The 25,275-nt window shown below is 69.8% G+C and carries 25 protein-coding genes; 18 read left to right on the top strand and 7 right to left on the bottom strand.

Going from position 1 to position 25,275, the window contains the following annotated elements; translation table 11 throughout:
- The first annotated feature begins 511 nt into the window (after positions 1-511).
- Positions 512-892, top strand: a complete 381-nt coding sequence (locus tag ACS5Q7_RS17870) for a DUF6481 family protein (RefSeq protein WP_478340616.1) — start codon at positions 512-514, stop codon at positions 890-892.
- A 210-nt stretch (positions 893-1,102) separates the two neighbouring features.
- The gene (locus ACS5Q7_RS17865) at positions 1,103-1,369 is read left to right on the top strand and encodes a hypothetical protein (protein WP_478340615.1); all 267 of its coding nucleotides are present in this window, start codon (positions 1,103-1,105) and stop codon (positions 1,367-1,369) included.
- 6 nt (positions 1,370-1,375) lie between these two features.
- Here the strand turns inward: ACS5Q7_RS17865 and ACS5Q7_RS17860 are convergent, their stop codons facing one another.
- The 3 genes from ACS5Q7_RS17860 to ACS5Q7_RS17850 all read right to left on the bottom strand — a co-directional run bounded on the left by ACS5Q7_RS17860 (position 1,376) and on the right by ACS5Q7_RS17850 (position 2,999).
- Positions 1,376-1,525, bottom strand: coding sequence for a hypothetical protein (locus ACS5Q7_RS17860; RefSeq protein ID WP_478340614.1), 150 nt, complete (start codon positions 1,523-1,525; stop codon positions 1,376-1,378).
- A gap of 324 nt (positions 1,526-1,849) precedes the next feature.
- A complete protein-coding gene (locus ACS5Q7_RS17855; protein WP_478340613.1) occupies positions 1,850-2,515 on the bottom strand; it encodes an HAD family hydrolase in 666 nt (221 codons plus the stop codon).
- A gap of 127 nt (positions 2,516-2,642) precedes the next feature.
- Positions 2,643-2,999 carry a DUF2934 domain-containing protein gene (locus ACS5Q7_RS17850; protein WP_478340612.1) on the bottom strand — a complete coding sequence of 119 codons (357 nt, stop codon included), beginning with the start codon at positions 2,997-2,999 and terminating at the stop codon, positions 2,643-2,645.
- A 273-nt stretch (positions 3,000-3,272) separates the two neighbouring features.
- Between ACS5Q7_RS17850 and ACS5Q7_RS17845 the strand changes: the two genes are divergently transcribed.
- The 11 genes from ACS5Q7_RS17845 to ACS5Q7_RS17795 all read left to right on the top strand — a co-directional run bounded on the left by ACS5Q7_RS17845 (position 3,273) and on the right by ACS5Q7_RS17795 (position 13,797).
- Positions 3,273-3,842 (top strand): NifU family protein, encoded by a 570-nt coding sequence (locus ACS5Q7_RS17845; RefSeq protein ID WP_478340611.1) that lies wholly within the window; start codon positions 3,273-3,275, stop codon positions 3,840-3,842.
- A gap of 119 nt (positions 3,843-3,961) precedes the next feature.
- The gene (tsaB, locus tag ACS5Q7_RS17840) at positions 3,962-4,642 is read left to right on the top strand and encodes a tRNA (adenosine(37)-N6)-threonylcarbamoyltransferase complex dimerization subunit type 1 TsaB (RefSeq protein WP_478340610.1); all 681 of its coding nucleotides are present in this window, start codon (positions 3,962-3,964) and stop codon (positions 4,640-4,642) included.
- Positions 4,639-5,157: a GNAT family N-acetyltransferase gene (locus ACS5Q7_RS17835; RefSeq protein ID WP_478340609.1), complete on the top strand. Its 519-nt coding sequence runs from the start codon at positions 4,639-4,641 to the stop codon at positions 5,155-5,157. The genes tsaB and ACS5Q7_RS17835 overlap by 4 nt, the downstream gene beginning before the upstream one ends.
- 61 nt (positions 5,158-5,218) lie before the next feature.
- Positions 5,219-6,025, top strand: a complete 807-nt coding sequence (locus ACS5Q7_RS17830) for a lysophospholipid acyltransferase family protein (protein WP_478340826.1) — start codon at positions 5,219-5,221, stop codon at positions 6,023-6,025.
- A 64-nt stretch (positions 6,026-6,089) separates the two neighbouring features.
- Positions 6,090-7,421, top strand: coding sequence for a tRNA (N6-isopentenyl adenosine(37)-C2)-methylthiotransferase MiaB (miaB, locus tag ACS5Q7_RS17825; RefSeq protein ID WP_478340608.1), 1,332 nt, complete (start codon positions 6,090-6,092; stop codon positions 7,419-7,421).
- A 61-nt stretch (positions 7,422-7,482) separates the two neighbouring features.
- On the top strand, positions 7,483-8,553 hold the full coding sequence (locus ACS5Q7_RS17820; protein WP_478340825.1) for a PhoH family protein: 1,071 nt from the start codon (positions 7,483-7,485) through the stop codon (positions 8,551-8,553).
- Positions 8,553-9,038, top strand: a complete 486-nt coding sequence (gene ybeY, locus ACS5Q7_RS17815) for an rRNA maturation RNase YbeY (protein ID WP_478340607.1) — start codon at positions 8,553-8,555, stop codon at positions 9,036-9,038. Before ACS5Q7_RS17820 ends, ybeY begins: the two co-directional genes overlap by 1 nt.
- A gap of 36 nt (positions 9,039-9,074) precedes the next feature.
- Positions 9,075-10,208, top strand: a complete 1,134-nt coding sequence (locus tag ACS5Q7_RS17810; protein ID WP_478340606.1) for a hemolysin family protein — start codon at positions 9,075-9,077, stop codon at positions 10,206-10,208.
- Complete coding sequence (lnt, locus tag ACS5Q7_RS17805; RefSeq protein WP_478340605.1) at positions 10,208-11,803, top strand: apolipoprotein N-acyltransferase; 1,596 nt, start codon at positions 10,208-10,210, stop codon at positions 11,801-11,803. The genes ACS5Q7_RS17810 and lnt overlap by 1 nt, the downstream gene beginning before the upstream one ends.
- Positions 11,800-12,972 (top strand): MFS transporter, encoded by a 1,173-nt coding sequence (locus ACS5Q7_RS17800; RefSeq protein WP_478340604.1) that lies wholly within the window; start codon positions 11,800-11,802, stop codon positions 12,970-12,972. Before lnt ends, ACS5Q7_RS17800 begins: the two co-directional genes overlap by 4 nt.
- Before the next feature lie 153 nt (positions 12,973-13,125).
- Positions 13,126-13,797 (top strand): BA14K family protein, encoded by a 672-nt coding sequence (locus ACS5Q7_RS17795; protein WP_478340603.1) that lies wholly within the window; start codon positions 13,126-13,128, stop codon positions 13,795-13,797.
- A gap of 212 nt (positions 13,798-14,009) precedes the next feature.
- Here the strand turns inward: ACS5Q7_RS17795 and ACS5Q7_RS17790 are convergent, their stop codons facing one another.
- Complete coding sequence (locus tag ACS5Q7_RS17790) at positions 14,010-15,590, bottom strand: catalase (RefSeq protein ID WP_478340602.1); 1,581 nt, start codon at positions 15,588-15,590, stop codon at positions 14,010-14,012.
- Between the two features lie 140 nt (positions 15,591-15,730).
- Between ACS5Q7_RS17790 and ACS5Q7_RS17785 the strand changes: the two genes are divergently transcribed.
- From ACS5Q7_RS17785 to ilvA, 4 genes are all read left to right on the top strand, one after another.
- On the top strand, positions 15,731-16,660 hold the full coding sequence (locus tag ACS5Q7_RS17785; RefSeq protein WP_478340601.1) for a LysR substrate-binding domain-containing protein: 930 nt from the start codon (positions 15,731-15,733) through the stop codon (positions 16,658-16,660).
- 53 nt (positions 16,661-16,713) lie between these two features.
- Positions 16,714-18,216, top strand: a complete 1,503-nt coding sequence (locus ACS5Q7_RS17780; protein WP_478340600.1) for an argininosuccinate lyase — start codon at positions 16,714-16,716, stop codon at positions 18,214-18,216.
- Between the two features lie 87 nt (positions 18,217-18,303).
- Positions 18,304-19,362 (top strand): AbrB family transcriptional regulator, encoded by a 1,059-nt coding sequence (locus tag ACS5Q7_RS17775; protein WP_478340824.1) that lies wholly within the window; start codon positions 18,304-18,306, stop codon positions 19,360-19,362.
- Between the two features lie 82 nt (positions 19,363-19,444).
- Positions 19,445-20,962: a threonine ammonia-lyase, biosynthetic gene (gene ilvA / locus ACS5Q7_RS17770; RefSeq protein ID WP_478340599.1), complete on the top strand. Its 1,518-nt coding sequence runs from the start codon at positions 19,445-19,447 to the stop codon at positions 20,960-20,962.
- A gap of 7 nt (positions 20,963-20,969) precedes the next feature.
- Here the strand turns inward: ilvA and ACS5Q7_RS17765 are convergent, their stop codons facing one another.
- Genes ACS5Q7_RS17765 through ACS5Q7_RS17755 form a run of 3 tightly spaced genes read right to left on the bottom strand, consistent with a single transcriptional unit; the run spans position 20,970 to position 24,005 of the window.
- Complete coding sequence (locus ACS5Q7_RS17765) at positions 20,970-21,629, bottom strand: MgtC/SapB family protein (protein ID WP_478340598.1); 660 nt, start codon at positions 21,627-21,629, stop codon at positions 20,970-20,972.
- Between the two features lie 37 nt (positions 21,630-21,666).
- A complete protein-coding gene (locus ACS5Q7_RS17760) occupies positions 21,667-22,605 on the bottom strand; it encodes an EcsC family protein (protein ID WP_478340597.1) in 939 nt (312 codons plus the stop codon).
- Positions 22,606-22,637: 32 nt separating this feature from the next.
- Complete coding sequence (locus ACS5Q7_RS17755) at positions 22,638-24,005, bottom strand: AmpG family muropeptide MFS transporter (protein WP_478340823.1); 1,368 nt, start codon at positions 24,003-24,005, stop codon at positions 22,638-22,640.
- 169 nt (positions 24,006-24,174) lie between these two features.
- Between ACS5Q7_RS17755 and ACS5Q7_RS17750 the strand changes: the two genes are divergently transcribed.
- Positions 24,175-25,203 carry a histidine kinase dimerization/phosphoacceptor domain -containing protein gene (locus ACS5Q7_RS17750; RefSeq protein WP_478340596.1) on the top strand — a complete coding sequence of 343 codons (1,029 nt, stop codon included), beginning with the start codon at positions 24,175-24,177 and terminating at the stop codon, positions 25,201-25,203.
- The last annotated feature ends 72 nt before the right edge of the window (positions 25,204-25,275 follow it).

The raw sequence follows: 25,275 nt of genomic DNA, 5'->3' as shown, positions 1-25,275 counted from the left end.
GTTGCCGGGTTTGAAGCCGGGCAGGCGTAACTTTTCGCACGAGGCAGCAAGCGCGGGGCAGACACTCTGGTTTCGCTGGGCGAGTGCAGTGCTCGTCGCCTTGTCGGAGCCAGCCGGCCGCCCCATTTCAGGTCTCTACTTGAGGATGCCGGGCGACGCGGAGGCGGGCAGGTCGTGTACCGCCCCGTATAGGTCTCTGAGGCATTTCGGCATCTGATCCTGAAACTTTCAAAGGATTCACGGCATTTGTCGCGGCGGTGCGAGCTATCGCACCTGTAGCTGGTTGCAAGACCGGACGTGCGCGTGCGATGGGCACGCGTCTCCCAACCTTGGTTCGACCCGAACGCTCGTCTCGGCGCGAGCGTTCGGGTCGAACCATCGGCTCCGTTCGATGGTTCGAGAGGATCCCGTGCCTCGGGGACGGCATGAGGATCAGTCACCAGCTTCGCTGACCGGCCGTTTCGAGCCGGCCGTCCCCGCGAGACGCGTGACGCACCAAGAGAAAGGCCAGATGAGCGCATTCGACTACAGGAACTTCAACGACCGTCGCGAGAACTCTGCCTCCGCCAAGGCGGCACTGTTGGCCAAGTTCAAGTCTCGTCCTCCGGCGGATGACCCCGAGGTCAAGGCTCGGTCCCAGGCCCGCGCCGAAGTCGCCCGCGCCCGCGAAGAGCGTGCTCGCGAACGCGAGGCCGCCCGGATCGAGGCAGAGCGCAAGGCCGCCGAGGACAAGCGTCAGCGCGAGGAAGCCGAGCTTGCCGCTCTGCTTGCCCGCGAGGCTGCGGAACTCGCCGCCGCGCAGGAGCGGAAATCCGCCGAGCTCGAAGCCAAGAAGGCCCTGCGCGATGCGCGCTATGCGGCCCGTAAGGCGAAGGCCAAGACCAAGCGCTAATCGCGTGCCGGCCCGGTTGATCCGGGCCAGGTCCGGCACAATACGGCTCTATCGAGCACCAGATCGCCGCCCGCTTTGCGGGCGGTTTTCTTTTGCGCGCGACCTCGTGACGATTTTGTTCGGGCGCGCGAACTTTTTTCGCTGTCGAAAGCTTCACCGTTGCGGCGACTGAACTATCTATCGCCTCAGAGGGAGCGGCCAGACAACGACATGACGCGATTCAAACAGCGCCTCAGCCTTCTGGTTGCTGTCGCGGCAATGGCCGTGTGCGGCAGCGCCGCCTGGGCGGAACCGCCGATCCGAAGCCCGGAAGACGCAGCCTGTCGCGGCGAAGCGAGGGCGCGTGTGTTCTCGGCGCCCAATCCCCGAAATCTGCCGATCGAGGAACTTGGCAAGGGGATCTATTACGCGTGCATGGCCCGCATCGACAACAACGGGAAAGCGACCCGCAAGCGGACGCGGCGCCACGTGCGCTGAAGGGGATCAGGCGTCCAGCGGAGCGCCGATTCGGTTACGCAGCAGCTGCTTCAAGCGCGCGTCACCGCCTTGCTCATCGACGGCCGACATCAGCCGCAGCAAGTGGCTGAGCGGGGTCGTCCGGTTGCGGACGGCCTCGGCGATCTGGTCCGCCAAGCCGCGGCTCCGGGGACTGAAGCATGGCTCGTTCACGCGTTCGCGGATCTGAAGCATGCGAGGCGGTCCTTCGAAGGATTCCAGGGGCGGGCGGGTCGCTAAACCTTTCATCCGCCCCGCGCTACCCCATCCGGTCATTATCCATAGCCGGCGTCGCAAAGAGTCGCCGAGAAGCCACAGCCGCTCTCGTGGCCGGCGGGATCACCGGCGTCGTGAAAAAACACAACACCGGGAGAGGCCTAGATGATCTTGACGCAAATGGAGGCGATGTAACGGTTCCCGTTAAGCCTGCATCCGACGCGGGACTCACGCGCGGAAATCGCACTACTTGTCCGTCAGAATGTCTTCGTCGAACGCATCGAGCAAGTGTTGCGGGTCCCGGTAGATCGCGACGCAGCCTGCCTTCTTGAGATCGGCTTCGGGGAATCCACCGCAGAGAACACCGATGGTCCGCAGACCCGCCTTTTGCGCGGCCTCGGCGTCGTAGGGCGTATCACCGACCACGATCATGTCCTGGGGTGCAATGCCCTGAAGCTTGCCGATGGCCGCCTCGAAGATGTCGGGATGGGGCTTCGAACGGTCGGCGTCATCCGAACTCGTGGCGACATCGACCAGATCGGAGATGCCGAGCAGCTTCTGATAATGCTCTACCTCGTCCTTCTTGCCGGAGGAGGCGAGCGCGACGGTCAGACCGTCCTGGCGAAGCCGCTCGAACAGGGGGCGCACACCGGGGAAGGGCTTCACCTTGTCGAGGTAGTCGCGCTTGAACAGATCGGAGCGGAAGCTCTCGATCTCCTTGCCTTCCTTCTCGATCCTGTCCTCCGGCAGGAAGACCGGCATGAGCTGGTCGCCACCCTTGCCGATCTGGCTGCGGACGTCCGCTTCCTTCGTCTCGACCCCGAAATGCCGGAACGCCTCGACCCAGGCCTTGGCGTGGAGATCGACGCTGTCGAGAAGCGTCCCGTCGATATCGAAGATCACCGCCCGCATCGCACACCCGGCCGCCTTACCCTGAGCGCGGACAACCCCGGTCGGCGGGCGGCGTTCCGACCCCGAAACGACGGAGGCCCACCCCTCGCGGGGCGGGCCTCTCGAAACCAACGCGGATGCGTCGGTCTCAGTGCATCGCGGCGCGGCTGCGGGCGGGCTTCGCCTTGACCGCAGCGGCAGCGACGGCCGCGCCGGCGGTGGCCTTCGGCTTGGCGAGCTTGCGGGCGGGGGTCACGGCCTCGTCGGCCTTCTTCGCGGCGACCGGCTTTGCCGCGACCGACTTGGCGACGACCGGCTTGGCGACGGCACTCGTCTCGGCGGCGGGCTTCGCGGCGGCCTTGCGGGCGGGCTTCTTCGCGGGTTCGACGGCGGCCAGCTCGGCCTCCGCGCGCATCCAATGGTAATCGGCGCGGCCATGGACGCGGCCTTCGCCTTCCCAGATGTAATAGGCGCGCTCGCGAACGGCCTGCTCGGTAATCTGCATATCGGGTCTCCAGAGGGGCCCGATGCCGCCGCGACCGCTCGGGTCGTGACACGGCGGGGCCGTGATCCTGCACTCTCTCCCGGCGGGCCGGTGCCGGCCGCGCCGGAGAGCGCCATGGGTCGGACGATCCCGCTGGCTGGTTAAGAGGCGGTTAAACCTGCGCGGCCGGCGCGGTTGTGAAAATCCGGCGCGCGGTCCACATGAAGGTGGCGCCGATGACGGCGCCCGAGACCCTTCCCCCGCCGGCCTTGAACCGGCGCAGCGGAGCCTTCCATGTTCATCCAGACCGAAGCGACCCCGAATCCCGCCACCCTGAAGTTCCTGCCCGGCCGGGTGGTCCTGTCCGACTCGACGTTCGAGGCGCGCGACGCCGAGGCGGCGACCCGCTCGCCGCTCGCGTCCGCGCTGTTCGCGGTGCCGGGCGTGTCCGGCGTGTATTTCGGGCACGATTTCATCTCGGTGACGAAGGCCGAGGATGGTTCCGAGTGGCCGCAGGTGAAGCCTGCCGTGCTCGGCGCGATCATGGAGCATTTCCAGTCGGGCGCCCCGGTCCTCAGCGAAGGCGCGGCCGGCGCACAGGACGAGGCCGGCGAGGAGTTCTACGACGAGGCCGACCACGACACCGTGGTGACCATCAAGGATCTCCTCGAAACCCGTGTCCGCCCGGCGGTGGCCGGCGACGGCGGCGACATCACCTTCCGCGGCTACAAGGACGGTGTCGTCTACCTGGAGATGAAGGGCGCCTGCTCGGGCTGTCCGTCCTCCACCGCCACCCTGCGCCACGGGGTGCAGAACCTGTTCCGCCACTTCCTGCCGGACGTGCGCGAGGTTCAGGCGGTCTAACGGCGCAAGCCGGCAACACTTGTCATCCGACAGGGGATGAAGCCGCCGGACGGCGCTGACGGTGCGGCGGTTTCGTTTTATGCCATACCGTTCGCGTCGAGGGCGCGACGGGAGTGGGCGTGCGAGTACTGGCCATCGATACGGCGCTGGATGTATGCGCCGCCTGCGTGATGAAGGGCAGCGAGCCCGAGCCCCTGGCCTCGGAATCGCTGCCGATGGCACGCGGCCACGCCGAGGCGTTGCTGCCGTTGATCGAGCGGGTTCTCGCCCGCACGGACGGCGGCTTCGACGCCCTCGACAGGATCGCCGTGACCGTCGGCCCCGGCAGCTATACCGGGCTGCGGGTCGGCCTCTCGGCGGCGCGGGCCATCGGGCTCGCCACCGACAGGCCGGTGGTCGGCGTCGGCACGCTGTCTGCGCTTCTGGCGCCGTTGTTGGCGGATCCCGGCGAGGGCACCCTGGTCGCCGCCATCGATGCCAAGCACGGGGCGGTCTACGTCCAGGCGCTGACGACCTCCACCGGGGAGACCCTGGCGCCGGTCTACCTCCCGGTGGACGAGGCGGCGGTGCGGCTCGGGCACGGCCCCGTGATCCTCACCGGCTCCGGGGCGCCGCTCCTGGCGCAGGCCCTGGCCGCGCGGGGCATCGCCGCCACGGTCGCCGGGACCGGCGCGCCCGAGATCGCCGCCGTCGCTCAACTCGGCATGGTGGCCGATCCCGGCCACGCCCTGCCGCGCCCCCTCTATCTCCGTGGGCCGGATGCGCGCCCGCAGGATCACACCCGGATCGCCCGACAATGAACCGCCCCGCTTTCCCGTTCTGGCCGATGGAATGGTGGATGGCGTGGTGGGACGCCCTGACGCCCCCGCCGAGCGTCGCTCCGCTGATCGACGCCTCGCAATCGTCCGCCCTGGCGCGGATCCACGCCACAGCCTTCGCCCGCCCGTGGGAGAGCCACGAGTTCGAGCGCATCCTGTGCGAGCGGTCGAGCTACGCCCACGGGCTCTGGCGCTCGGGCACGCTGCAAGGCTTCGTCCTGTCCCGGCGCGCCGCCGACGAGGCCGAGATCCTGACCGTCGTCGTGGCCCCTCCCCTGCGCGGCGGCGGCCATGCGCGCGGCTTGTTGCGGGAGCATCTGAACGGCCTCGCGATGACCGGCACGTCGCGGGTGCATCTCGAGGTCGATGAGGGCAACGTCCCCGCCCTCAAGCTCTACCGGCGGCTGGGCTTCGAGCAGGTCGGTGCCCGCACCGGCTACTACGCCAAGGCCGACGGGAGCCGCGCCACGGCCCTCACCATGTCGGTTGAGCTGTGAACGCGTGAGCCGCGTCGGCCTCGCCCTCCGGCTCGCGTGTCTGGCGCTGGCCTTCGCATGGATCTGGCTGCCGCACCTCTTCGCCCTCAAGGTGCTGAAGCGCTCGACCGGCCTCGCGCCGGTCCTGTTTCACCGCGTCTTCCTGTGGCTGTTCTCGGTGCGGGTGACGCAGACCGGCACGCCGCCGGCGGCGGGTGAGCCCGCTCTGGTGCTCGCGAACCACGTCTCCTGGCTCGACATCATCGCCATCGGCTCGCTGCGGCCGCTCTCGTTCGTGGCGAAATCCGAGATCGCTGGCTGGCCGGTGATCGGCCATCTCGCCGTGTTGCAGCGGACCCTGTTCATCGACCGCGCCCGCCGGGGAGCCACCGCCACCGTCAGCGCGGCCATGGGACACCGGCTGGCCGAAGGCGAACTTGTCGTGCTGTTCGCGGAGGGCACGACCGGGGACGGCACGCGGCTCCTGCCGTTCCGCTCGTCGCTGGTCGGTGCCGCAAGGGCCGCCCTGCAGGCCGAGAGCGAGCGCGGCCGGATCCGGTTGCAGCCGCTGGCGATCACCTATCCCCGGCGCAACGGTCTGCCGGTCGTCCGCTCGGAGCGGGCCGAGATCGCGTGGTACGGCGACATGGAACTGGCGCCCCACCTCGCCGCCTTCGTGCGGGGTGGCCCGATCGACGTGCATGTCGTTTGGGGCGCGCCGATCCTGTTCGAGGCCGATAGCGACCGCAAGGTCGCCACGGCCGCCGCAGAGGCCGAGGTGCGCCGCGCGATCCAGGGTATCGTTACCGGACGGGCCGGGCGGGAGCCCGCCGCGAGCCCTGCGCCGGCCTCCGATCTCGGCTCGCTCGGCGGCCTGTCGGCCGCCTGACCGGCGGCGAATTCTGTGCTAGAGCCCGCCGGGACTAACCCGCCCCGCACCGGAACCCGGCCCGTTGAAGAAAGCCTACGTCAAGTCCTACGGCTGCCAGATGAACGCCTACGACGCGGCCCGCATGGCCGACGTGCTGGGCGCCGAGGGCTACACCGCCACGGATAGCGTCGAGGACGCGGATGTGGTGGTGCTGAACACCTGCCACATCCGCGAGAAGGCGGCGGAGAAGGTCTATTCCGAGCTTGGCCGCCTGCGCGTCTTGAAGCAGGAGCGCCGCTCGCAGGGGCTCGATACACGGATCGTGGTGGCCGGCTGCGTCGCCCAGGCCGAGGGCGCCGAGATCCAGGCCCGCCAGCCCGCCGTGGACGTGGTGGTCGGCCCGCAGAGCTACCACCGCCTGCCGGAGCTTCTGGCGCGCGGCGGCCGGGTGGTCGACACCGAATTCCCCATCGAGGACAAGTTCGATCACCTGCCCGCGCGGCGGAACCTCGGCTCGTCGGCCTTCCTCACGGTGCAGGAAGGCTGCGACAAGTTCTGCGCCTTTTGCGTCGTGCCCTACACGCGCGGCGCGGAGGTTTCCCGCCCGGTCGCCGCCGTGCTCGCCGAGGCGCAGCGCCTCGCTGCGGGCGGGGTGCGCGAGATCACGCTGATCGGCCAGAACGTCAACGCCTACCATGGGGAAGGTGCGGAGGGTGGCCCGGTGGGGCTCGCCGCTCTGGTGCGGGACGTGGCGCGCATCCCCGGCATCGCGCGCATCCGCTACACGACGAGCCATCCTAACGACTTCCAGGACGACCTCGTGCGCGCCCATGCCGAGATCCCGGCGCTGATGCCCTACCTGCACCTTCCGGTGCAATCGGGCTCCGACCGGATCCTTGCCGCGATGAATCGGAAGCACACGGCGGATCAGTATCGCCGGCTGGTGGACCGGGTGCGCGCTTCGCGGCCGGACATCGCCCTGTCGTCGGACTTCATCGTCGGCTTCCCTGGCGAGACCGATGCCGACTTCGCCGACACCCTCGCGCTGGTGCGCGACATCGGCTTCGAGAGCGCCTTCTCCTTCAAGTACAGCCCGCGCCCCGGCACCCCGGCGGCGGACCGCACCGACCACGTGCCCGAAGCGGTGATGTCCGAGCGGCTGACCGAGTTGCAGCGCGTCCTGGATGCCCGCCGCCACGCCTACCAGAGGGCGGCGGTGGGACAGGTCTTCGACGTGCTGGTCGAGAAGGCCGGGCGCTACCCTGGGCAGGTGGCCGGCAAGACGCCGCACCTGCTGGCAGTGCAGTTCGACGCCCCGCAGGACCATATCGGACGGATCGTACCGGTTCGGATCACCGAGGCCGGGGCCAACAGCCTGTTCGGCGAGCGCCTGCCCGAGGCCGCCGCCGCGTGAGGATGCCTGACGTGAGAGACAACGCTTGAGTGCGGCTGACGGTGGACGCGGGGGAGCCCCCCTGCGCGGTCGGCCCCCCGGTTTCGGAAGGCCCGGCGTGGACGAGGCGGTCGAAGTCCCGCTGACCTTCGACGACAATCGGCTCGCGAGCCTCGTCTTCGGCCAGTACGACCAGAATGTCGCTCATATCGAGCGGCGGCTCGGCATCACGGCGACGGCGCTCGGCAACCACCTCGTCATCAAGGGTCCGCCGGACGCCGCCGAGAAGGCCCGGCGGGTGTTCCAAAAGCTCTATGCCCGCGTGCGGGCCGGCGGCAGCACGCTCAGCCTCGGCGATGTCGATGGCGCGATCCGCGAATCGACGGCTCAGGCGAACCTGTTTCCGGCGGCCGAACTCGCCGCCGAAGCCGACAAGCCGCATTTCGACCAGATCGCCACCCGCCGCCGGGGCGCCGTGCGGGCGCGCAACCCGGCCCAGGACGCCTACATCAAGGCCCTGCGCAGCAACGAGCTCGTCTTCGCCGAGGGGCCGGCGGGCACGGGCAAGACGTGGCTCGCCGTGGGCCATGCGGTGTCGCTCCTCGAACAGGGCCATGCCGAGCGGCTGATCCTGTCGCGTCCGGCCGTCGAGGCGGGCGAGCGCCTGGGCTTCCTGCCCGGCGACATGCGCGAGAAGGTCGATCCGTATCTGCGCCCGATCTACGATGCGCTCTACGATTTCATGGAGGCGCGCCACGTCGATCGTGGCTTGCAGACCGGCCAGATCGAGATCGCGCCGCTCGCCTTCATGCGTGGGCGCACGCTCACCAACGCGGTGGTGCTCCTCGATGAGGCGCAGAATACCACCTCCATGCAGATGAAGATGTTCCTCACCCGCCTGGGCGAGAACTCGCGGATGATCGTGACCGGCGATCCGAGCCAGATCGACCTCCCGCCCGGCCAGAAATCCGGGCTGGTCGAGGCCGTGAACGTGCTGGGCGGGGTCGAAGGGATCGGCCGCGTGGTCTTCAAGGACGTGGACGTGGTGCGCCACGACCTCGTCCGCCGCATCGTCACCGCCTACGAGCGCGCCTCCCACGGCGAGGGCGAGGCCGACCGCAACCCGAATCCCCGCCGCCGGCCCCTCGCCTGATGAACGACCACGAGATCGACCTCGCGGTCGAGGACGAGCGCTGGGAAGAAGCAATCGCCGACCTCGAATCGCTGGTGATTCGGGCGGTGGAGGCAGGGCTCGCCATCGCCCCCGAGAAGCCTTCGGGCAACCTTGAGGTGAGCGTGCTGCTCGCGGATGACACGACGGTTCAGGATCTCAACAGGACGTGGCGCGACAAGGATAAGCCCACGAACGTGCTGTCTTTTCCGGCCGCGCCGCAGCCCCTGCCGCCGGGCGCGCCCACGCCGCTCGGCGATGTGGTCCTTGCCTACGAGACGATGGTGCGCGAAAGTGCGGAGCAGGGAAAGCCCATCCAGAATCACCTCGCCCACCTCCTCGTCCATGGGACCTTGCACCTTGTCGGACAGGACCATGAACTCGGGCAAGCCGAGGCCGAGGCGATGGAAGCCCTCGAAATCGCGGCCCTCGCGACCCTGGGCATCCCGGACCCCTATGCCGACTGAGCGGGCAACCACCATCCCTTCCTTGATCCGAGAGACATGAGCAACGATCGAAGTCGCGGCGCGGCCCTGGCCGCGCCGAATGCCCCCGAGGCTGACGCCCCCCAGCGTGAGCCCTGGTACGACCGCCTGCTGCAGGCCCTTCACCTGAAGCCGCGGGAGACCCTCCGCGAGGGTCTGGAAGAGGCCTTGTCCGAGCCGGACGAGAGCGAAACGGGCCTCTCGCCCCTCGAACGGGCGATGCTCAAGAACGTCCTCGGGCTGCACAAGGTGCGGGTCGACGACGTGATGATCCCACGGGCCGACATCGTGGCCGTCTCGAACGAGACCAGCCTCGGCGAATTGCTCAAGCTGTTCCGCACGGCCGGCCATTCGCGCCTGCCGGTCTACGGCGAGACCTTGGACGACCCGCGCGGCATGGTGCACATCCGCGACCTCGTGGATTTCATCGCCGCCAAGGCCGAGCCGTCGTCCCGTCGCCCGGCAGCCGCCCGCGTGGCCCCGACGACCGCCGAGCAGACCGGCGACGACGTTGCGCCGACCCCGCGCGTCCGCCGTCCGGCCCCGCGCCTGCCGCGCTCCCTCGACCTCGGCAAGGTCGAACTCGGCACGACGCTCGCCGCCGCGCGCATCCAGCGTCCGGTGCTGTTCGTTCCGCCCTCCATGCCGGCCATCGACCTGCTGGTGCGGATGCAGGCGACGCGCACCCACATGGCGCTCGTCATCGACGAGTACGGCGGCACGGACGGCCTGATCTCTATCGAGGACCTGATCGAGGTCGTCGTCGGCGACATTGAGGACGAGCACGACGTGGCCGAGGCCAAGCAGGTCCAGCGCGTCGAGGGCGAGGGTGACGTGTTCGTCGCCGACGCCCGCACGCCGCTCGCCGAGGTGTCCGAGGCGACGGGCATCGACCTTGCCGCCGCCGTGGGCGACATGGCCGAGGAGATCGACACGATCGGCGGCATGATCGTCACCCTCGCCGGCCGCGTCCCCTCGCGCGGCGAGCTGATCACAGGCCCCGGCGACCTCGAATTCGAAGTGCTCGACGCCGATCCGCGCCGTCTGAAGCGGCTGCGCTTCCAAAAGGGGCCTGCCCGCATCGCGGCGGTCGTGCCCCTGGCCCTGCCCCCGCCCTCCCCTCCGCCGGCCGCCGAGACGCCGCGCCCGTGATGGAACGGACAGGGGGGCTGGCCGCCCTGCGCGGGTGGCGGCGGCTGGCCTGTGCCTTCGTCGCGGGGGCGTTCGGCGCCCTGGCGATGCCGCCCTACGGATTCCTGCCGGCGCTCGCCGTCTCTCTGTGCGTCGCCGTCTGGCTGATGGACGGGGCCATGGGCGGGCGCCGCAGGCCCGGCCCGGCTTTCCTGATCGGCTGGGCCTGGGGCTTCGGCTTCCTCACGGCGGGCCTGTGGTGGCTCGGAAAGGCCTTCCTCGTGGAGGCCGATGAGTTCCTGTGGGCGCTGCCGCTGGGCGTGATCGGCCTGCCGTTCGGGCTCGGGTTGTTCTACGGCGCCGGTTTCGCCGTCGCGGGGCTCGCGTGGTCGCGCGGCCCGGCGCGGATCGCAGCCCTAGCCTTCGGCCTCGGCGGCGCCGAATGGCTGCGCGGGCACGTCCTCACGGGCTTTCCCTGGAACGTGCTCGGCATGGCGCTCGGCCAGAACATCTGGCTGATGCAGGCTGCGGCCTTTGTCGGCCTCTACGGGCTGACGGTGTTGGCGGTGCTGATCTGCGCCGCGCCCGCGACGCTGCTGGACCGCACCTCCCCGCGAGGGCGCTTCGGGCCATCGGCGGCGGCGGCGATCCTGCTCGTCGCCCTAGCGCTCGCGGGGGCCGACCGGCTCGGCCCGGCCGATCCGGTGGTGACGGGCGTACGCCTGCGGCTCGTTCAGCCGAACCTGCAGCAGGATGCCAAATTCCGCCCCGAGAACCGCGACGACATCGTCGACCGCTACATCGAGTTGAGCGACCGCCCGCCGGAGGCCGGCGAGCCGGTGCCGACGCATATCGTCTGGCCGGAATCGGCCTTCCCGTTCCTCATCCAGCGTGACGCGGATGCGCGGGGGAAGATCGCGGCCGGGCTGAAACCGGGGCGCGTGCTGATGACGGGGGCGGCCCGCGCCGACGAGCCGCTGCCGGGCGAGCGCCCGCGCATCTACAACGCGATCATGGTGATCGAGCCGGACGGCACCATCACCGATACCTACGACAAGGTGCACCTCGTGCCCTTCGGCGAGTACCTGCCCGGCTTCCTCGACGGCGCGCTACGGGCCATCGGCCTGCGCCAATTCGTGGCGATTCCCGGCGGATTCACCGCCGGCGACGCGGCGAGCCAGCGCATCCTCACCGTGCCGAGCCTGCCGCCCGTGGTGGGGACGATCTGCTACGAAGCGATCTTCCCGGCCGCGATCCGCCCCGTGGGCCAGCCGATCGACAGCGCGAGGCCGCCGGGCCTCATCCTGAACGTCACGAACGATGGCTGGTTCGGCGATACGCCGGGGCCGCGCCAGCACCTCGCGCAGGCCCGGCTACGGGCGGTGGAGGAGGGTCTGCCCCTCGTCCGCGACGCCAATACCGGCATCTCGGCTGTGATCGATCCGCATGGCCGTGTCACCGCGCAGACGCCCATCGACGTCGAGACATATCTCGATGCCGACCTGCCGGCGCGGATCCTGGGCGGGACGCCCTATGCCCGGTTCGGCGACATGCTGTTCGCCGGGATGCTGGTGGTCTGCGCCGGGCTCGCCCTGGCGGGAAGGGAGAGGGCGTGACGGGTCGTCAGGTGAACGCGGGCGGGTGGATCCTCGGCTTCGCGATGATGCTGGTCGCGTTCAATCTGCGTCCGGCCCTCAGCACGGTCGGCCCGCTGCTCGGGCTGATCCGCGAGACGACCGGCCTCAGCGCCGCCGGGGCCGCCACGCTCACGACCCTGCCGGTGCTGTGCCTCGGCCTCGCCTGCGCACTCGCCGCACCGGTCATCCGGACGATGGGGCCGGATCGCGGGGTGATGGCGGGTATGGCGCTCATCGCCACCGGCCTGGGCCTGCGCGGCTTCGGCACGCCGCCGACCCTGTTTCTCGGCACGGCGGTGGCCGCCACCGGAATCGGATTCGCCAACGTGCTGCTTCCGGCTCTCGTGAAGCGCGATTTCGCCGCCAGCGGCGGCCCGATGACAGGTCTCTACACCATGACGCTCTGCCTCGGGGCAGCCGCCGGCGCGGGCGCCGCCGTGCCGGTGGAGCAGGCCCTCGACGGCTGGCCCGTCGCGCTGGCCGTCTGGGCCTTGCCGGCGGTGGCGGCGGCGCTGGCGTGGTTTCCCTTCGCCCGGCGCGGCGGCCCGGCCCGTCCGCCCCAGCCAGGAAAGCTCCTGCGCAGCGTCCTCGCGTGGCGGGTGACGGCCTTCATGGGCCTGCAATCGTCGCTCGCCTACATCCTGTTCGGCTGGCTGCCGCTGCTGCTCCAGGGGCGCGGGCTCGATCCGTTCCATGCCGGCCTCTACGCCTCGCTGGTCACCCTGTGCCAAGCGCCGGGCGCCCTCATCACCGCGACGCTCGCCGCGCGCGCCCGCAGCCAGCGCGGATGGATCGTCGGCATTCCTGGCGTGACCGGCCTCGCCTTCCTGGTCCTCGCCTTCGGCGCGGATGGCCTGCGTATCCCGGCGGCCTGCATCCTCGGCTTCGGGGTCGGCGGCTGCTTCGGGCTTGCCCTGACCCTCATCGTGTTGCGGGCGGCCGATGCCGGCACGGCGGCCGGCCTCTCCGCCATGGCGCAGGGCATCGGCTATGTGTTCGCGGCGCTCGGCCCTCTCGCCTTCGGGCTGGCTCACGAGGCGACCGGAGGATGGGGCCTCGCCGGAATCCTGTTCGCCGGAATCTGCGCGGTCGCGATCCTCGCAGGGCTGCCCGCCGGCGCCGCGCGGACGGTTTCAGCGACCGATTGATCCAAGCTGAGCTATATCGATCTGTGTGTTTTGACGCATTGGTCTCTCAAGGCTTGATCGAAAACCGATGTGGCGCGTTCACCACCCATGACAGACAAGTTTTTGGGGACTGGAATGACGCGCAGCACTTATGGACTAGCGGTCGCTTCGGCGATGGTTGTCGGCCTCGCGATGATGCCGGCCGGCGCGCAGGCGCAGGGTCGCGGTAACGCCCTGTCGGGCGGCGGCATCTCGGGCGCCACAGCCGGCGGCTTCGGCCATGGCGGCTTCGGCCGTGGGGCCGGGATCGGTGGCGGCGGCTTCGGTCGCGGCGGTGCGATCGGCGGCGGCGGGTTCAATCGCGGAGGCGGTCTGGCCGGTGCGGGATTCAACCGGGGTGGATTCGCTGGCGCGGGCTACGGGCGCGGCAACGCGCTGGCGGGCGGCGGTGTCGGCATCAACCGCGGCGCCTACGGCTATAATCGTGGCGGCTTCAATCGCGGCCATTACGGACGTGGCTACGGCCGGGGCGGGTACGGCGGCTACGGCCTCGCCGCAGGCCTCGGTGGGTTCGGCCTTGGGTTGGCGGCGGGCGGCCTCTACGGCGGCGGTTACGGCTACGGCTACCCGGCCACCTACGGTGCCGGCTATGGCTACGACGACGGCTATTACGGCAGCGAGTACGGCCCGGCCGGCGGCTATGCCAACGTGGGCTACGCGCCCGTGGAAACCGTAACCGGCGGTGAAGACGACGCCATCGCGGCCTGCGCCCAGCGCTTCAAAACCTACGATCCGCGGTCGCAGACCTACATCGTTCGGCCGGGCGTTCGTCGCTCCTGCCCGTAAGCGATCCAACCTGACCGACTAAAAAAGCCCCGCGCGCTTCACACCGCGCGGGGCTTTCTCATGGTTGGTTGAACGGCACCCCCGCCACCGTCGCGAGGCAAACCCGAAGCGATCCAGGGCGCGACCTTTCCAAGAAAGGCCGCGCTACCGGATCGCGTCGTTAACGCCTGCACAGACGGTGCAGGCACCGGGGTGACGAGGCGGACGCGGCCTTACTCGGCCGCGACGCGCGGCGCGTTCTCGGTGTAGGTCTCGGCCTGGAGACGCTTGCCCGGTGCCGCGCGGCCCGGCAGCGGCGGCAGGGCCTTCGCCTTCTCCAGATCAATCCCAGCGCCCTCGGCGACGCGACGACCATAATCCTCGTCGGCGTGCCAGAAGTGCCAGACCATCCGCAGCTGGATCGGCTCCGGGCACTGCTTCATGTCGTTGACGAGGTTGGCGATCAGGTCGTCACGCTCCCAATCCTCGAAGGAGCGGTAGCGGACGCCCGCCTGGGTGTAATCGTCCTCGGTCCGCGAGGTCTGGTAGCGGCCGAGCCGGCCCTCGACGGGCTGGTGGTACTCGGTCGTCTTCGGCGCCTCGCGGAGACCTTCGGCGAGGGTCGAGGGCTCGTAGTTGATGTGCCGGTTCGGACCCGTGCCATCGACCCCGTAGGTCATCTGACCGTCCCGCTGGTTCGAGTAGACCTTCACGCCGGGCTGCGGCGCGTTGATCGGCAGCTGGAGGTAGTTGGCGCCCACGCGGTAGCGCTGCGTATCCGAGTACGACAGGGTCCGGCCCTGGAGCATCTTGTCGTCCGAGAAATCGATGCCGTCCACCAGCACGCCCGTGCCGAAGGCCGACTGCTCGACTTCCGCGAAGAAGTTGTCCGGCACCCGGTCGAGGACCATGCGGCCGACGGGCAGAAGCGGGAAGTCCTCGACGGGCCACAGCTTGGTGTCATCGAGCGGATCGAACGACAGGTGATCGTTCGGGCCGTCCGGCATGATCTGCACGCAGAATTCCCACTCGGGGAAGTTGCCGGCCTTGATGTTGTCGTACAGGTCGCGGGTCGCGTGGCCGACGTCCTTGGCCTGGATCTCCGAGGCCTGCTGCGAGGTCAGGTTGCGGACGCCCTGCTTCGGCTGCCAGTGGAACTTGCACAGGACGGCCTCGCCCTTGTCGTTCACCAGCTTGTAGGTGTTCACGCCGGAGCCTTCCATCTCGCGATAGTTGGCCGGGATGCCCCATGGCGACTTCAGGTGCGTCACCATGTGGATCGACTCGGGGTGCTGCGCCACGAAGTCGAAGAAGCGCCACGCCTCCTGCCGGTTCGTGACCGGATCGGGCTTGAACGCGTGGATCATGTCGGGGAACTTGATCGCGTCGCGGATGAAGAAGACCTTGAGGTTGTTGCCCACGAGGTCCCAGTTACCGTCGACGGTCTTGAACTTCACCGCGAAGCCGCGCGGATCACGCTCGGTCTCCGGGGATTCCTTGGCGCCGGCCACGGTGGAGAAGCGCACGAACATCGGCGTCTTCACGCCGGTCTCGTTCAGCACGCGGGCGCGGGTGTACTTCGAGGCCGGCTCGTTGCCGATCTTGCCGTAGGCCTCGAAGTAGCCATGGGCGCCGGCACCGCGCGCGTGGACGACGCGCTCCGGGATCCGCTCGCGGTCGAAATGGGTGATCTTCTCGATGAACTGGTAGTTCTCGAGGGTGGCCGGGCCACGCTCGCCGACGGTGCGGGTGCTCTGGTTGTCGCGGACCGGATGGCCCTGGCGGGTGGTCAGGATCGGGCGTTGATCGCTCATGCGTCTCGTCTTTCCTCGGGCCGAACAGGGCCGCCGTTGGGGGACGGCACCTCAGACTGGAACCGTTCTGGCGAGGTTTATGGACCTGCCCCGGCAATCTGACAAATGCATCGTCACAAAGGTTGTGATAGACGCTGTCTATGAACCTTTCAGGACTGTCCCTGCGCGATCTGGAATATGTGGTCGCCGTCGCGGACGAGGGGCATTTCGGCCGCGCCGCCGACCGGTGCAATGTCAGCCAGCCGACCTTGAGCGTTCAGGTGCGCAAGCTCGAAGGGGCGCTCGGCCTCGCCCTGTTCGAACGCTCGAACCGGCGGGTGCTCCTGACGGAGGCGGGACAGGCCATCGTGCGGCAGGCGCGCACCGTGCTCGCCGAGGCGCAGCGGCTTCTGGCGATGGCCTCCGAGGGGCGGGGCGCGCCGCTCACCGGCCGGTTGTCGCTGGCGGCGATCCAGACGCTCGGCCCCTACTTCTTCCCCCTGGTGCTGAGGCCCCTGCGCGAGGCCTTTCCGCTGCTGAGCCTGTCGCTCTCCGAATCGCGCACCGCCGACATCCTCGAAGGATTGCGGGAGGGGCGGATCGACGCCGCGCTGGTGTCCCTGCCCCTCAACCAGAGGCGTCTCGCGCTGTCACCGCTGTTCATCGAGCCGTTCCACCTCGTCTGCCCCGCCGAGCATTCCCTGGCGCAGGGCGGTGCCCTGTCGGCCGGCGCCATCGCCGGGCCGGACCTCCTGCTCCTCGATGAGGGCAATTGCCTGCGCGACCAGACCATCGCCGCCTGCGGCGCGGGCTCTTCGGTCGGACGCCATGCCACCAGCCTGGAGACCCTGCGGTCCATGGTGGCGGCGGGCGCGGGATATACCCTCCTCCCCGCGCTCGCGGTACCGCCGGGGCCGGACCCGAGCGGCTTGACGGTGATCCGCAACTTCGACGTCGACGGTCCCGGCCGGACCATCGCCCTGGCGTGGCGGGCGAGCGATCCGCGCGCGCCGGGCCTCGCGCATCTCGCGGCCTTCTTCCGGGCGCATGCCCCGTCGGGAACTGCGGCCTGCCGCGACTCCGCCGCTTGAAGGCGGGGCCAACTCGGCCGTATCACGCGGCGCCCGGTTCGGGAGGAGTCTCGATGCGTCGTCTGATACTGTCCGTGGCCGTAACCCTTGCGCTGGGCGGGAGCGCCGGTGCCGCAGGGGATGACGCCTTCGGGCGGATCGGCGAGATCAACCGCGCCTCCCTGGTGATGGCGGTCGAGACCGGCATCGTGCCGCACGCCCTCGGCCGCACCATCGCGCAGGCGCTCGACCGGGTGGCGGCCGACGCGGCCAAGCCCGGCGCCTCGCGGCCTGACGACTACCTGCGCATCGAGCCGCTGATCACCGCCGTCGCCGGCCCGGACGCCACGCGGATGCATGCCGGCCGAAGCCGCCAGGACATCATCCCCACCGTCCTGAAGTTGGAACAGCGGGATCGGCTCCTCGACCTCGCAGCCGCTCTGGACAACGCCCGGTCGAGCCTGCTGGCGGTGGCCGAGCGCGAGGCCGCCACGGTGATCCCCGCCTACACGAACGGCGTCCAGGCGCAGCCCACGACGCTCGGCCACTTTCTCCTCGGCTATGCCGAAGCGATGGCCCGCGATTCAGACAGGCTGCACGAGGCCTGGGCGCGCACGAACCTCTCGCCCCTCGGCGCGGCGGCGCTCGGCACATCGAGCTTCCCCGTGGATCGCGCCCGCCTCGCCGCGCTCCTCGGCTTCGATGCGCCCGTGGTGAACAGCTACGACGCGGGTCAGCTCGCGCCGATGGATCTCGGCCTGGAACTGACGGGCGTCGCCGCGAACCTCGCCACCACGGCGGGCAGTTTCGCGCAGGACCTCTACGCGCAGTACCACCAGACCCGGCCTTGGATGCTGCTGCGCGAGGGCGCGCTCACCGGGCCGAGCAGCATCATGCCGCAGAAGCGCAATCCGGTGGCGCTCTACAGCCTGCGCATGAAGGCGAGCGACGTGGTGGGCGGGGCCATGGCCTTCACCGTGATGGCGCACAACGTCGATTCCGGGATGCCGGACTACAAGCGCAACCAGATGGTGCCGCCCGCGCAGACGCTCTCCGTCGCCGCCGAGATGTGCCGCCGCTGGGGCGCGGTGCTCGATGGGCTCGTCGTGGATCGCGACCGCGCAGCCGACGAGGTCGCGGCCGATTACTCGACCACCACCGAGTTGGCGGACACGCTCCAGCGCGAGGCCGACGTGCCGTTCCGCCTCGGGCACCACTTCGCCTCGGAACTCGTCACCTACGGACGCAGCCACGACCTGCGCCCGGCCGACCTGCCCTTCGAGGAGGTGAAGCGGATCTACGCCGAAGCCGCCGCCGGGCCGGGCCTGCCGCAGGACATGCCGAAGTCCCTGCCGCTCACCGAGGCGCGCTTCCGCGAGGCCCTGTCGGCCACGGGCATGATCGCGGCGGCCAAGGGCCTCGGCGGGCCGCAGGCAGCGGAGGTCGCGCGGATGCTCGCGACCGCGCGGGACAAGCTCGCCGCCGACCGGGCGTGGCTGGCGGCCAAGCGCGAAGGGCTCGCCAAGGCGCGAGCGGGCCTCGATGCAGCCTTTGCAAGCCTGAGCACCGCACCCTGAGCGCGATTCCGCGGTGACAGCGCGGTTCGGTGGGTGTAGCCGGCGAGGCGCCCGTCATCTCCGGCGGGAATGCATCCCCCGATCGCCGTGCCTCCCCTCCGCACCATCGGCCTCTGGCTCGCGCTCGTCGCCGTCTCGGCCGCAACCGCCTACGGTCTCACCGCCGCGCAATTCCCCGCCGCCCTGCTGCTCGGGCCGATGATCGCGGCCATCGCGTTCGGCGTCGGCGGCTCGCACCTCACCGTGCCGCGACCGGCCTTCCTGGCGGCGCAGGCGATGATCGGCTGCCTCGTGGCCCACGCCGTGACGGGGCAGATCGCGCAGACGCTGTTCGAGGACGGCTTCCTGATCGTCGCCGTGGTGCTGGTGACGGTCGCCGCCTCGGCCTTCGTCGGCTGGATGCTCACGCGCCTGCGCATCCTGCCCGGCACGACGGCGGCCTGGGGTTCCTCGCCCGGCGGCGCCTCCGCGATGGTCGCCATGGCCGAGGATTTCGGGGCCGATCCGCGCCTCGTCGCCTTCATGCAATACGTCCGCGTCGCCGCCGTGGTGTTCTCGGCCTCGGTCGCCGCGCGGTTCCTGATGAACGCGGCGCCCGCCGGTGCGGCGGCCGGAGCGGGCGACGCGACGGCGGCGAGTTCGGTGGCCGCCACCCTCCTCGTGGCGGCCATCGGCGCGTTCGTGGCGATCAAGCTGAAAGTGCCGGCCGGGGCGCAGATCGGGCCGATGGTGCTGGGCTCGGTGCTCCATGCCACCGGCCTCGTGCGCATGGCGCTGCCGGTGCCGATCCTCGAACTCGCCTATGCCTGCATCGGCTGGTACGTCGGCCTGCGCTTCACCCGCGAGACCCTGCGGCTCACGGTGAACGCCCTGCCCGGCATCCTCGTGGCGACCTTCTCGGTCATCCTGCTCTGCGCCGGCTGGGGCTATCTGCTGACCCTGCTCCTGCCCATCGATCTCCTCACCGCGATCCTGGCGACGAGTCCGGGCGGCCTCGATTCGGTGGCGATCATCGCCGTGGGGTCGCAGGCGGACGTCTCGTTCGTGCTGGCGGTGCAGACGTTGCGGCTCTTCGTGGTGTTGCTGACCGGGCCGCTTCTGGCCAAGTGGATCAGCCGGATGGTGCCCGAACCCGTCACCCGTTAGCGGAGCAGCCCTGCCGGGGCCGCCCTCGCCTCGCACCGCGCGAAGGGCTATGCCGCGTGGCTCACGAGCCAGTTCGCAGCCGATGACCGACTACATCAAGAAGATCCTGACCGCCCGCGTCTACGACGTGGCGATCGAGAGCCCGCTCGATCCGATGCCGCGCCTGACGCGCCGGCTCGAACGCCCCGTGCTGCTGAAGCGCGAGGATCTGCAACCGGTCTTCTCGTTCAAGCTGCGTGGCGCCTACAACAAGCTGTCCGGCCTCGCGCCGGAGCAGGTGGCGCGCGGGGTGGTCTGCGCCTCGGCCGGCAATCATGCGCAGGGCGTGGCCCTGGCGGCGGCCAAGCTCGGCGCCCGCGCGGTGATCGTGATGCCGCGCACCACGCCCTCGATCAAGGTCGATGCCTGCCGGGCGCGCGGCGCCGAGGTGGTCCTGCACGGCGACGCCTTTGACGAAGCGCTCGCCGAGGCTCGCCGCCGCGAGCACGAGGACGGGCTGACCTTCCTGCACCCGTTCGACGACGAGGATGTCATCGCCGGCCAGGGTACGATCGGCAAGGAGATCCTGCAGCAGCATACCGGACCCATCGAGGCGATCTTCGTACCCGTGGGCGGCGGCGGGCTCGCGGCCGGCATCTCGACCTTCGTGAAGTACCTCCGGCCCGAAACGAAGGTGATCGGCGTCGAGCCCGACGATGCGGCCTGCATGAAGGCCGCGCTCGATGCCGGCTGCCTCGTGGATCTGCCCTCCGTCGGACTGTTCGCGGACGGCGTGGCGGTGAAGCGGGCGGGCGAGGAGACCTTCCGCCTGTGCCGTGAGAATCTCGACGGGATCATCACCGTCGACACCGATGCCATGTGCGCGGCGGTGAAGGACATCTTCGACGACACCCGCGCCGTCTCCGAGCCCTCCGGGGCGCTGAGCCTCGCGGGCGCCAAGCTCTATGCCGAGCAGAACGGCGGCTCGGGGACGCTTATCGCCATCTCGTCGGGCGCGAACCTGAACTTCGACCGCCTGCGCCATATCGCCGAGCGCGCCGAAATCGGCGAGCAGCGGGAAGTGCTGCTCGGCGTCACGATCCCCGAGAAGCCCGGCGCCTACCGCGCGTTCATCAACGCGCTGGGGCCGCGCGCCATCACCGAGTTCAACTATCGGCAGGCGCCGGCCTCGGAGGCGCAGATTTTCGTCGGCATCAACCTCGCTGGCGGCAAGCGCGAGAAGCAGGAGCTGATGGTCTCGCTCCGCGAGGCCGGATACCGCGTGCTCGACATGAGCGACAACGAGATGGCCAAGGTCCATGTGCGCTACATGGTCGGCGGCCGCAGCCCCGGCCTCCTGCACGAGCGGCTGTTCCGCTTCCAATTCCCGGAGCGTCCGGGGGCGCTGATGCGGTTCCTCGACGCGCTGGCGCCGAACTTCGACATCACCCTGTTCCACTACCGCAACCACGGCGCCGATTACGGCCGCGTGCTCGCCGGCATCGATGTGCCGCCGGAGGACCACGCGCGGTTCGCGGCGGCGATCGAGGATCTCGGCTACCCGGCCACGGAAGAGACCGAGAACCCGGCCTACCGCCTGTTCCTCGACGGCGGGATCTGAGCCGCCCTCAGCCGGACTTGCTCTCGACCGACACCACGTCGCCCGACTCGCGCAATTTCTGCTCGATGAGCGAGAGGGCGGCCGGGGGCAGCGCCGAGAATTGGACCGTCACCACCTCATGGTTGGCGTCCTCGGCCGGAGACACGACGAACTGGCGGATGCGGGAGGCGTAATCCCCGGTGATCGCGTGGAGGGTGTCCACCGACATGGTGCCGCGCTTCACCGTCAACCGCAGGCCATGGCCGCGCATCCGGTCACGCCAGCGCTCCTCGAACGGCTTCACTCCGGCCAGGATGCCCACCACGATGGCCGTCGCCGCCAGGGCCGGCACGTAGAGCCCCGCGCCGACCGCGAGGCCGATCGCCGCCACCGCCCAGAGGCTCGCGGCCGTGGTGAGGCCCTTTACGACTTCGCCCTTCAGCAGGATCGTCCCCGCACCGAGGAAGCCGATGCCGGAGACGACCTGCGCCGCGATACGGGATGGGTCGAGCACCACATTGTGCGCGCCGAGCACGTCCGCGAAGCCATAGGCCGAGACGAGCATGATCAGGCACGAGCCGGTGCAGACCAGCATGTGCGTGCGCAGGCCCGCCGCCCAGAGCAGACGTTCGCGCTCCAGCCCGACGACGCTGCCGAAGAGCGCGGCCGCCGCGAGCCGCGCGATCATCTCTGCGTTGCCGATCAGAATGCTGCTCCCGTGAGTGTCAGGCTGGGACGAGGGCGGCCTTCTCGATCTCGTAGGCGGCCCTGACGGCCGGGACGCCGTAGCGCCGTTCCAGCCGGCGGATGGTGAAATGCGCCCGCGCCATCGACTGGAAGTGGTTCATGAAGACGGTGTTGACCGCCGCTCCACCCACCGCGCCGAGGATCGGCACCGTTTGAGCGGCTACCTTCTCCGACACGACGATGCCGAACCGCGCGGCGATCTGTGCGGCGAAGCGCATCAGCGCCGGGCCGGATTGGTCCACCAGAGCGACGGTGCCTGCATATTTAGCGGCCTCGGCCATGGTCTTGGCGAGCGCCGCGCGCACGGCGAAATAGCCGCTCTCGGTCAGCGTCGAACCGACCTCCGCGCTGGCGAGCTTGCCGCCTCCCAGCGCGAAGACCTGGATGCAGGCGAGCGCACCCTCCGGCGTCTCGATGTCCTCGCCTTCCTCCCGCGCGATCTCCGCGATGGAGCGGAGCATCAGCGTCGTGGAGATGGGCAGTTCCACGGCGATGGTGGCGAGGCCGAAGGCGCCGCCGAGTGCGCCGGACATTGCGGCCAGTGCCCTGTGCTTGCCTTCGCCCGAGCCCAACAGCCGCTTCAGCCGGCCTTCCGGCTCGGTCTGCGGGACGGGCAGGTCCGACGCCGTGGCGGGGGCGCCGGATTTCGGCAGCGTCGCCAGGGCGACGCGGATCGCCGTGCGCAGGGCGGCTTCCGTGCCCTTGGCCACCGCCTCCATCACCGGGGCGGGGAGCGAGCGGCCGATGATTTCGATGGGCGTGCCCGCCGCCGCCGAAAGCCGCGCCGCAAGGCCCGGCCGCTCCAGCGCCTGGACGGCCCGCCGCAGGGCGGCGAGATCGTCCTCGCGCAGCGCCGGGGCTTCCGCCTCGGCGGGCGGTAGGATCTCACCGGAGAGGATCACATCGCCGCTCGTCATGGCACCACCGCTCAAGACTGTGTCCCTCGCACTCACGCCGTTTTAGGCGTCCTCGCGGGTGAAGGAAGCGGGGAGACGCTTTCGGAGTTCCCATCCTCGCCCGGCTCTTTCGCACCCGTGCGCCGCCCGACCGCCACGCACAGGGCCAGGACCGGGAGCCCGATCAACGACGTAAAGGCGAAGAAGGCCGGATAGCCGATGGCCGAGACGATGAAGCCCGCCGAACCGGCGATGAGCTTTCCCGGCAGGGCATAGAGCGAGGAGAGCAGGGCGTATTGGGTGGCCGCGTAGGCCGGACTCGTGAGGCTCGACATGTAGGCGATGAGCACGATGCCCGCGAAGGAGCCGCAGAAGTTCTCGACGGAGATCGCCACGATCAGCCGCCAGAGTTCCGGTGCGCCCGCCGAAAGCCACGCGAAGGCGAGGTGCGAGGCCGCCGCGAGGAAGCCGCCGAGGAGCAGCGTCGGGAACATGCCGAGGCGGGCCAGCGCCCAGCCGCCGACGAAGCCGCCCGCGATGCCGACCCACACGCCGTAGAGCTTCGTGACGGTGGCGATCTCCTTCAGGTCGAAGCCGAGCGTCCGGTAGAGGGGGCTCGCCATGACGCCGGAGAGGAAGTCCGGCAGGCGGAACAGGGCGACGAGCAGCAGGATCCCGTAGAGCGCCGGGCCGAAGCGGCCGTGCAGCTCGGTCAGCGGCTCGATGAGGGCGCGGCGGGCCGACCAGAGGCGGGAGGCCGGTCGAGCCTGTTCGGCGGCTTCCACCCGGCGGTCGTAGGGCGGCGCCAGCAGCGCGGCGATGAAGCCGACGAGCATGAGCGCGGCCATGCTGAGATACGCGATCTTCCAGCCGCCGGAGGCCGCGATGAACAGGGCACCCGCGCCAGCGGTGATGAGTCCGAGCCGGTAGCCGAGGTTCGAGGTGGCGGCGAGGATGCCTTGCATGTCGTTGCCGGCGGCGTCGATGCGCCAGCCGTCCACCACCACGTCCTGGCTCGCCGCGCAGAAGGACACCAGGAAGGCGCCAAGGCCCAGCAGGGCCAGGTCGGTCTTCGGATCGGCGAAGGCCATAAGCAGCAGGGCGGCGGCGGTGGCGAGTTGCGTCGCCACCATCCAGGCCCTTCGGCGGCCGAGCGCCCGCGCCAGGACAGGAACGTCCAGACGGTCGATCATCGGCGCCCAGAGGAACTTCAGCGAATAGGGCAGCGCGACGTAGCTGAATAGACCAATGGTCCGCACGTCGATGTCCGAGAAGGCAAGGCGCAGGGTGAAAGTCCCGAGCACCAGCAGAAGTGGCAGCCCTGACGAGAAGCCGAGGGCCAGCATCAGCAGGATGCGCTTGTCTTCGATGATGTCGCGCAGCCGAAACCGGCGTGTTTGCTTCTGAGCGGCGACGGGCATTCGCTGGAACTCCTCGGCCTGCTCGCTCTTGTCAGGCAGAAACATGGCGACCTTGCGCCGGCCGTGTTCTGCTGCGTTGGCCAACGTCGCCATGATGGTCAACGCCTGCTTAACGGGCCTTTTACTTCGGGGCGACATGACCGAGTGAAGGGGCGGAGTGGATGAGGCCTTGAGTACCGGGTCCGAAGGCGGTCCTTCCGCCGCAACCCTCGCTACCGCATTCGCGACGTCGCCCTCGCCGATGCTGGTCGCCGACGCGCGCGCGCCCGACACGCCCATCGTGTGGGCGAACGACGCGTTCCTCAAGCATACGGGCTACGCCCTCGATGAGGTCCGGGGACGCAACTGCCGCTTGCTGCAAGGCCCGGCGACGGATGCCGCGGAGGTGGCCCGGATCCGCGAGGCGGTGAAGGCGGGCGAAGCCGTGTCCGCCCGGATCCTGAACTATCGGAAGGACGGCACGGCCTTCTGGAATGCCCTGACCATCGCGCCCATCCACGACGATCAGGGCCTCGCCTACTTCTTCGCCGCGCAGGTCGACACGACCGAGGCCCACGGGGATGCGGAGAAGCTGTCCGAGTTGACCGCAGCGCTCGCCCGCAAGACGGCCCTGATCCGGGAAATCGACCACCGGGCGAAGAACAATCTCCAGGTGATCTCGTCGCTGATGCTGCTGAAGGCCCGGCGCATGCCCGATGGCGAAACGCGCGGGGCCCTGGAAGGCATGGCCGAGCGCATCGGCGCGCTCTCCATCGCCCACCGGATGCTCTACACCGAGGAAGACGGCAGCCATTTCGCGCTCACCGAATTCGTCGGCGAATTGCTCTCGGACCTCGACGCCGGCATGGCCGACGACCGGATCCGCATCGATACGGAAGTCGCGACGATCAGGCTCCCGGCTGCCATGGCCGCGCCGCTCGCCCTGATGATTCACGAACTCGTCGCCAACGCCCTGCGCCACGCCTTCCCCGGCGGGCGCCGGGGCCGCATCTCGATTACCGCCCGGCGGACGGAGACCGGCATGGGCTTCGAGATCTGCGACGATGGGATCGGCTTCGACGCCAGCCTCCCGGACGAATCGGGCTTCGGCCGCAGCCTCGTGGAGATGGTCGCCAAGCAGCTACGCGGAACCGTCCGCTGGCTGCCGCAAGCCGGCGGAACGCGGGTCGATATCGCGATTCCCTTGCGCGCCGAGTGACGGCGCACACCGCTTCCGGTCCATCGCGCCGGTGTCCGGCGCCTTTGCGAAGCGGAGGAGACCGGAAAAGCC

It is taken from the genome of Methylobacterium sp. Gmos3 (assembly GCF_056430985.1).
This window is presented reverse-complemented; position numbering and strand designations above follow the sequence as displayed.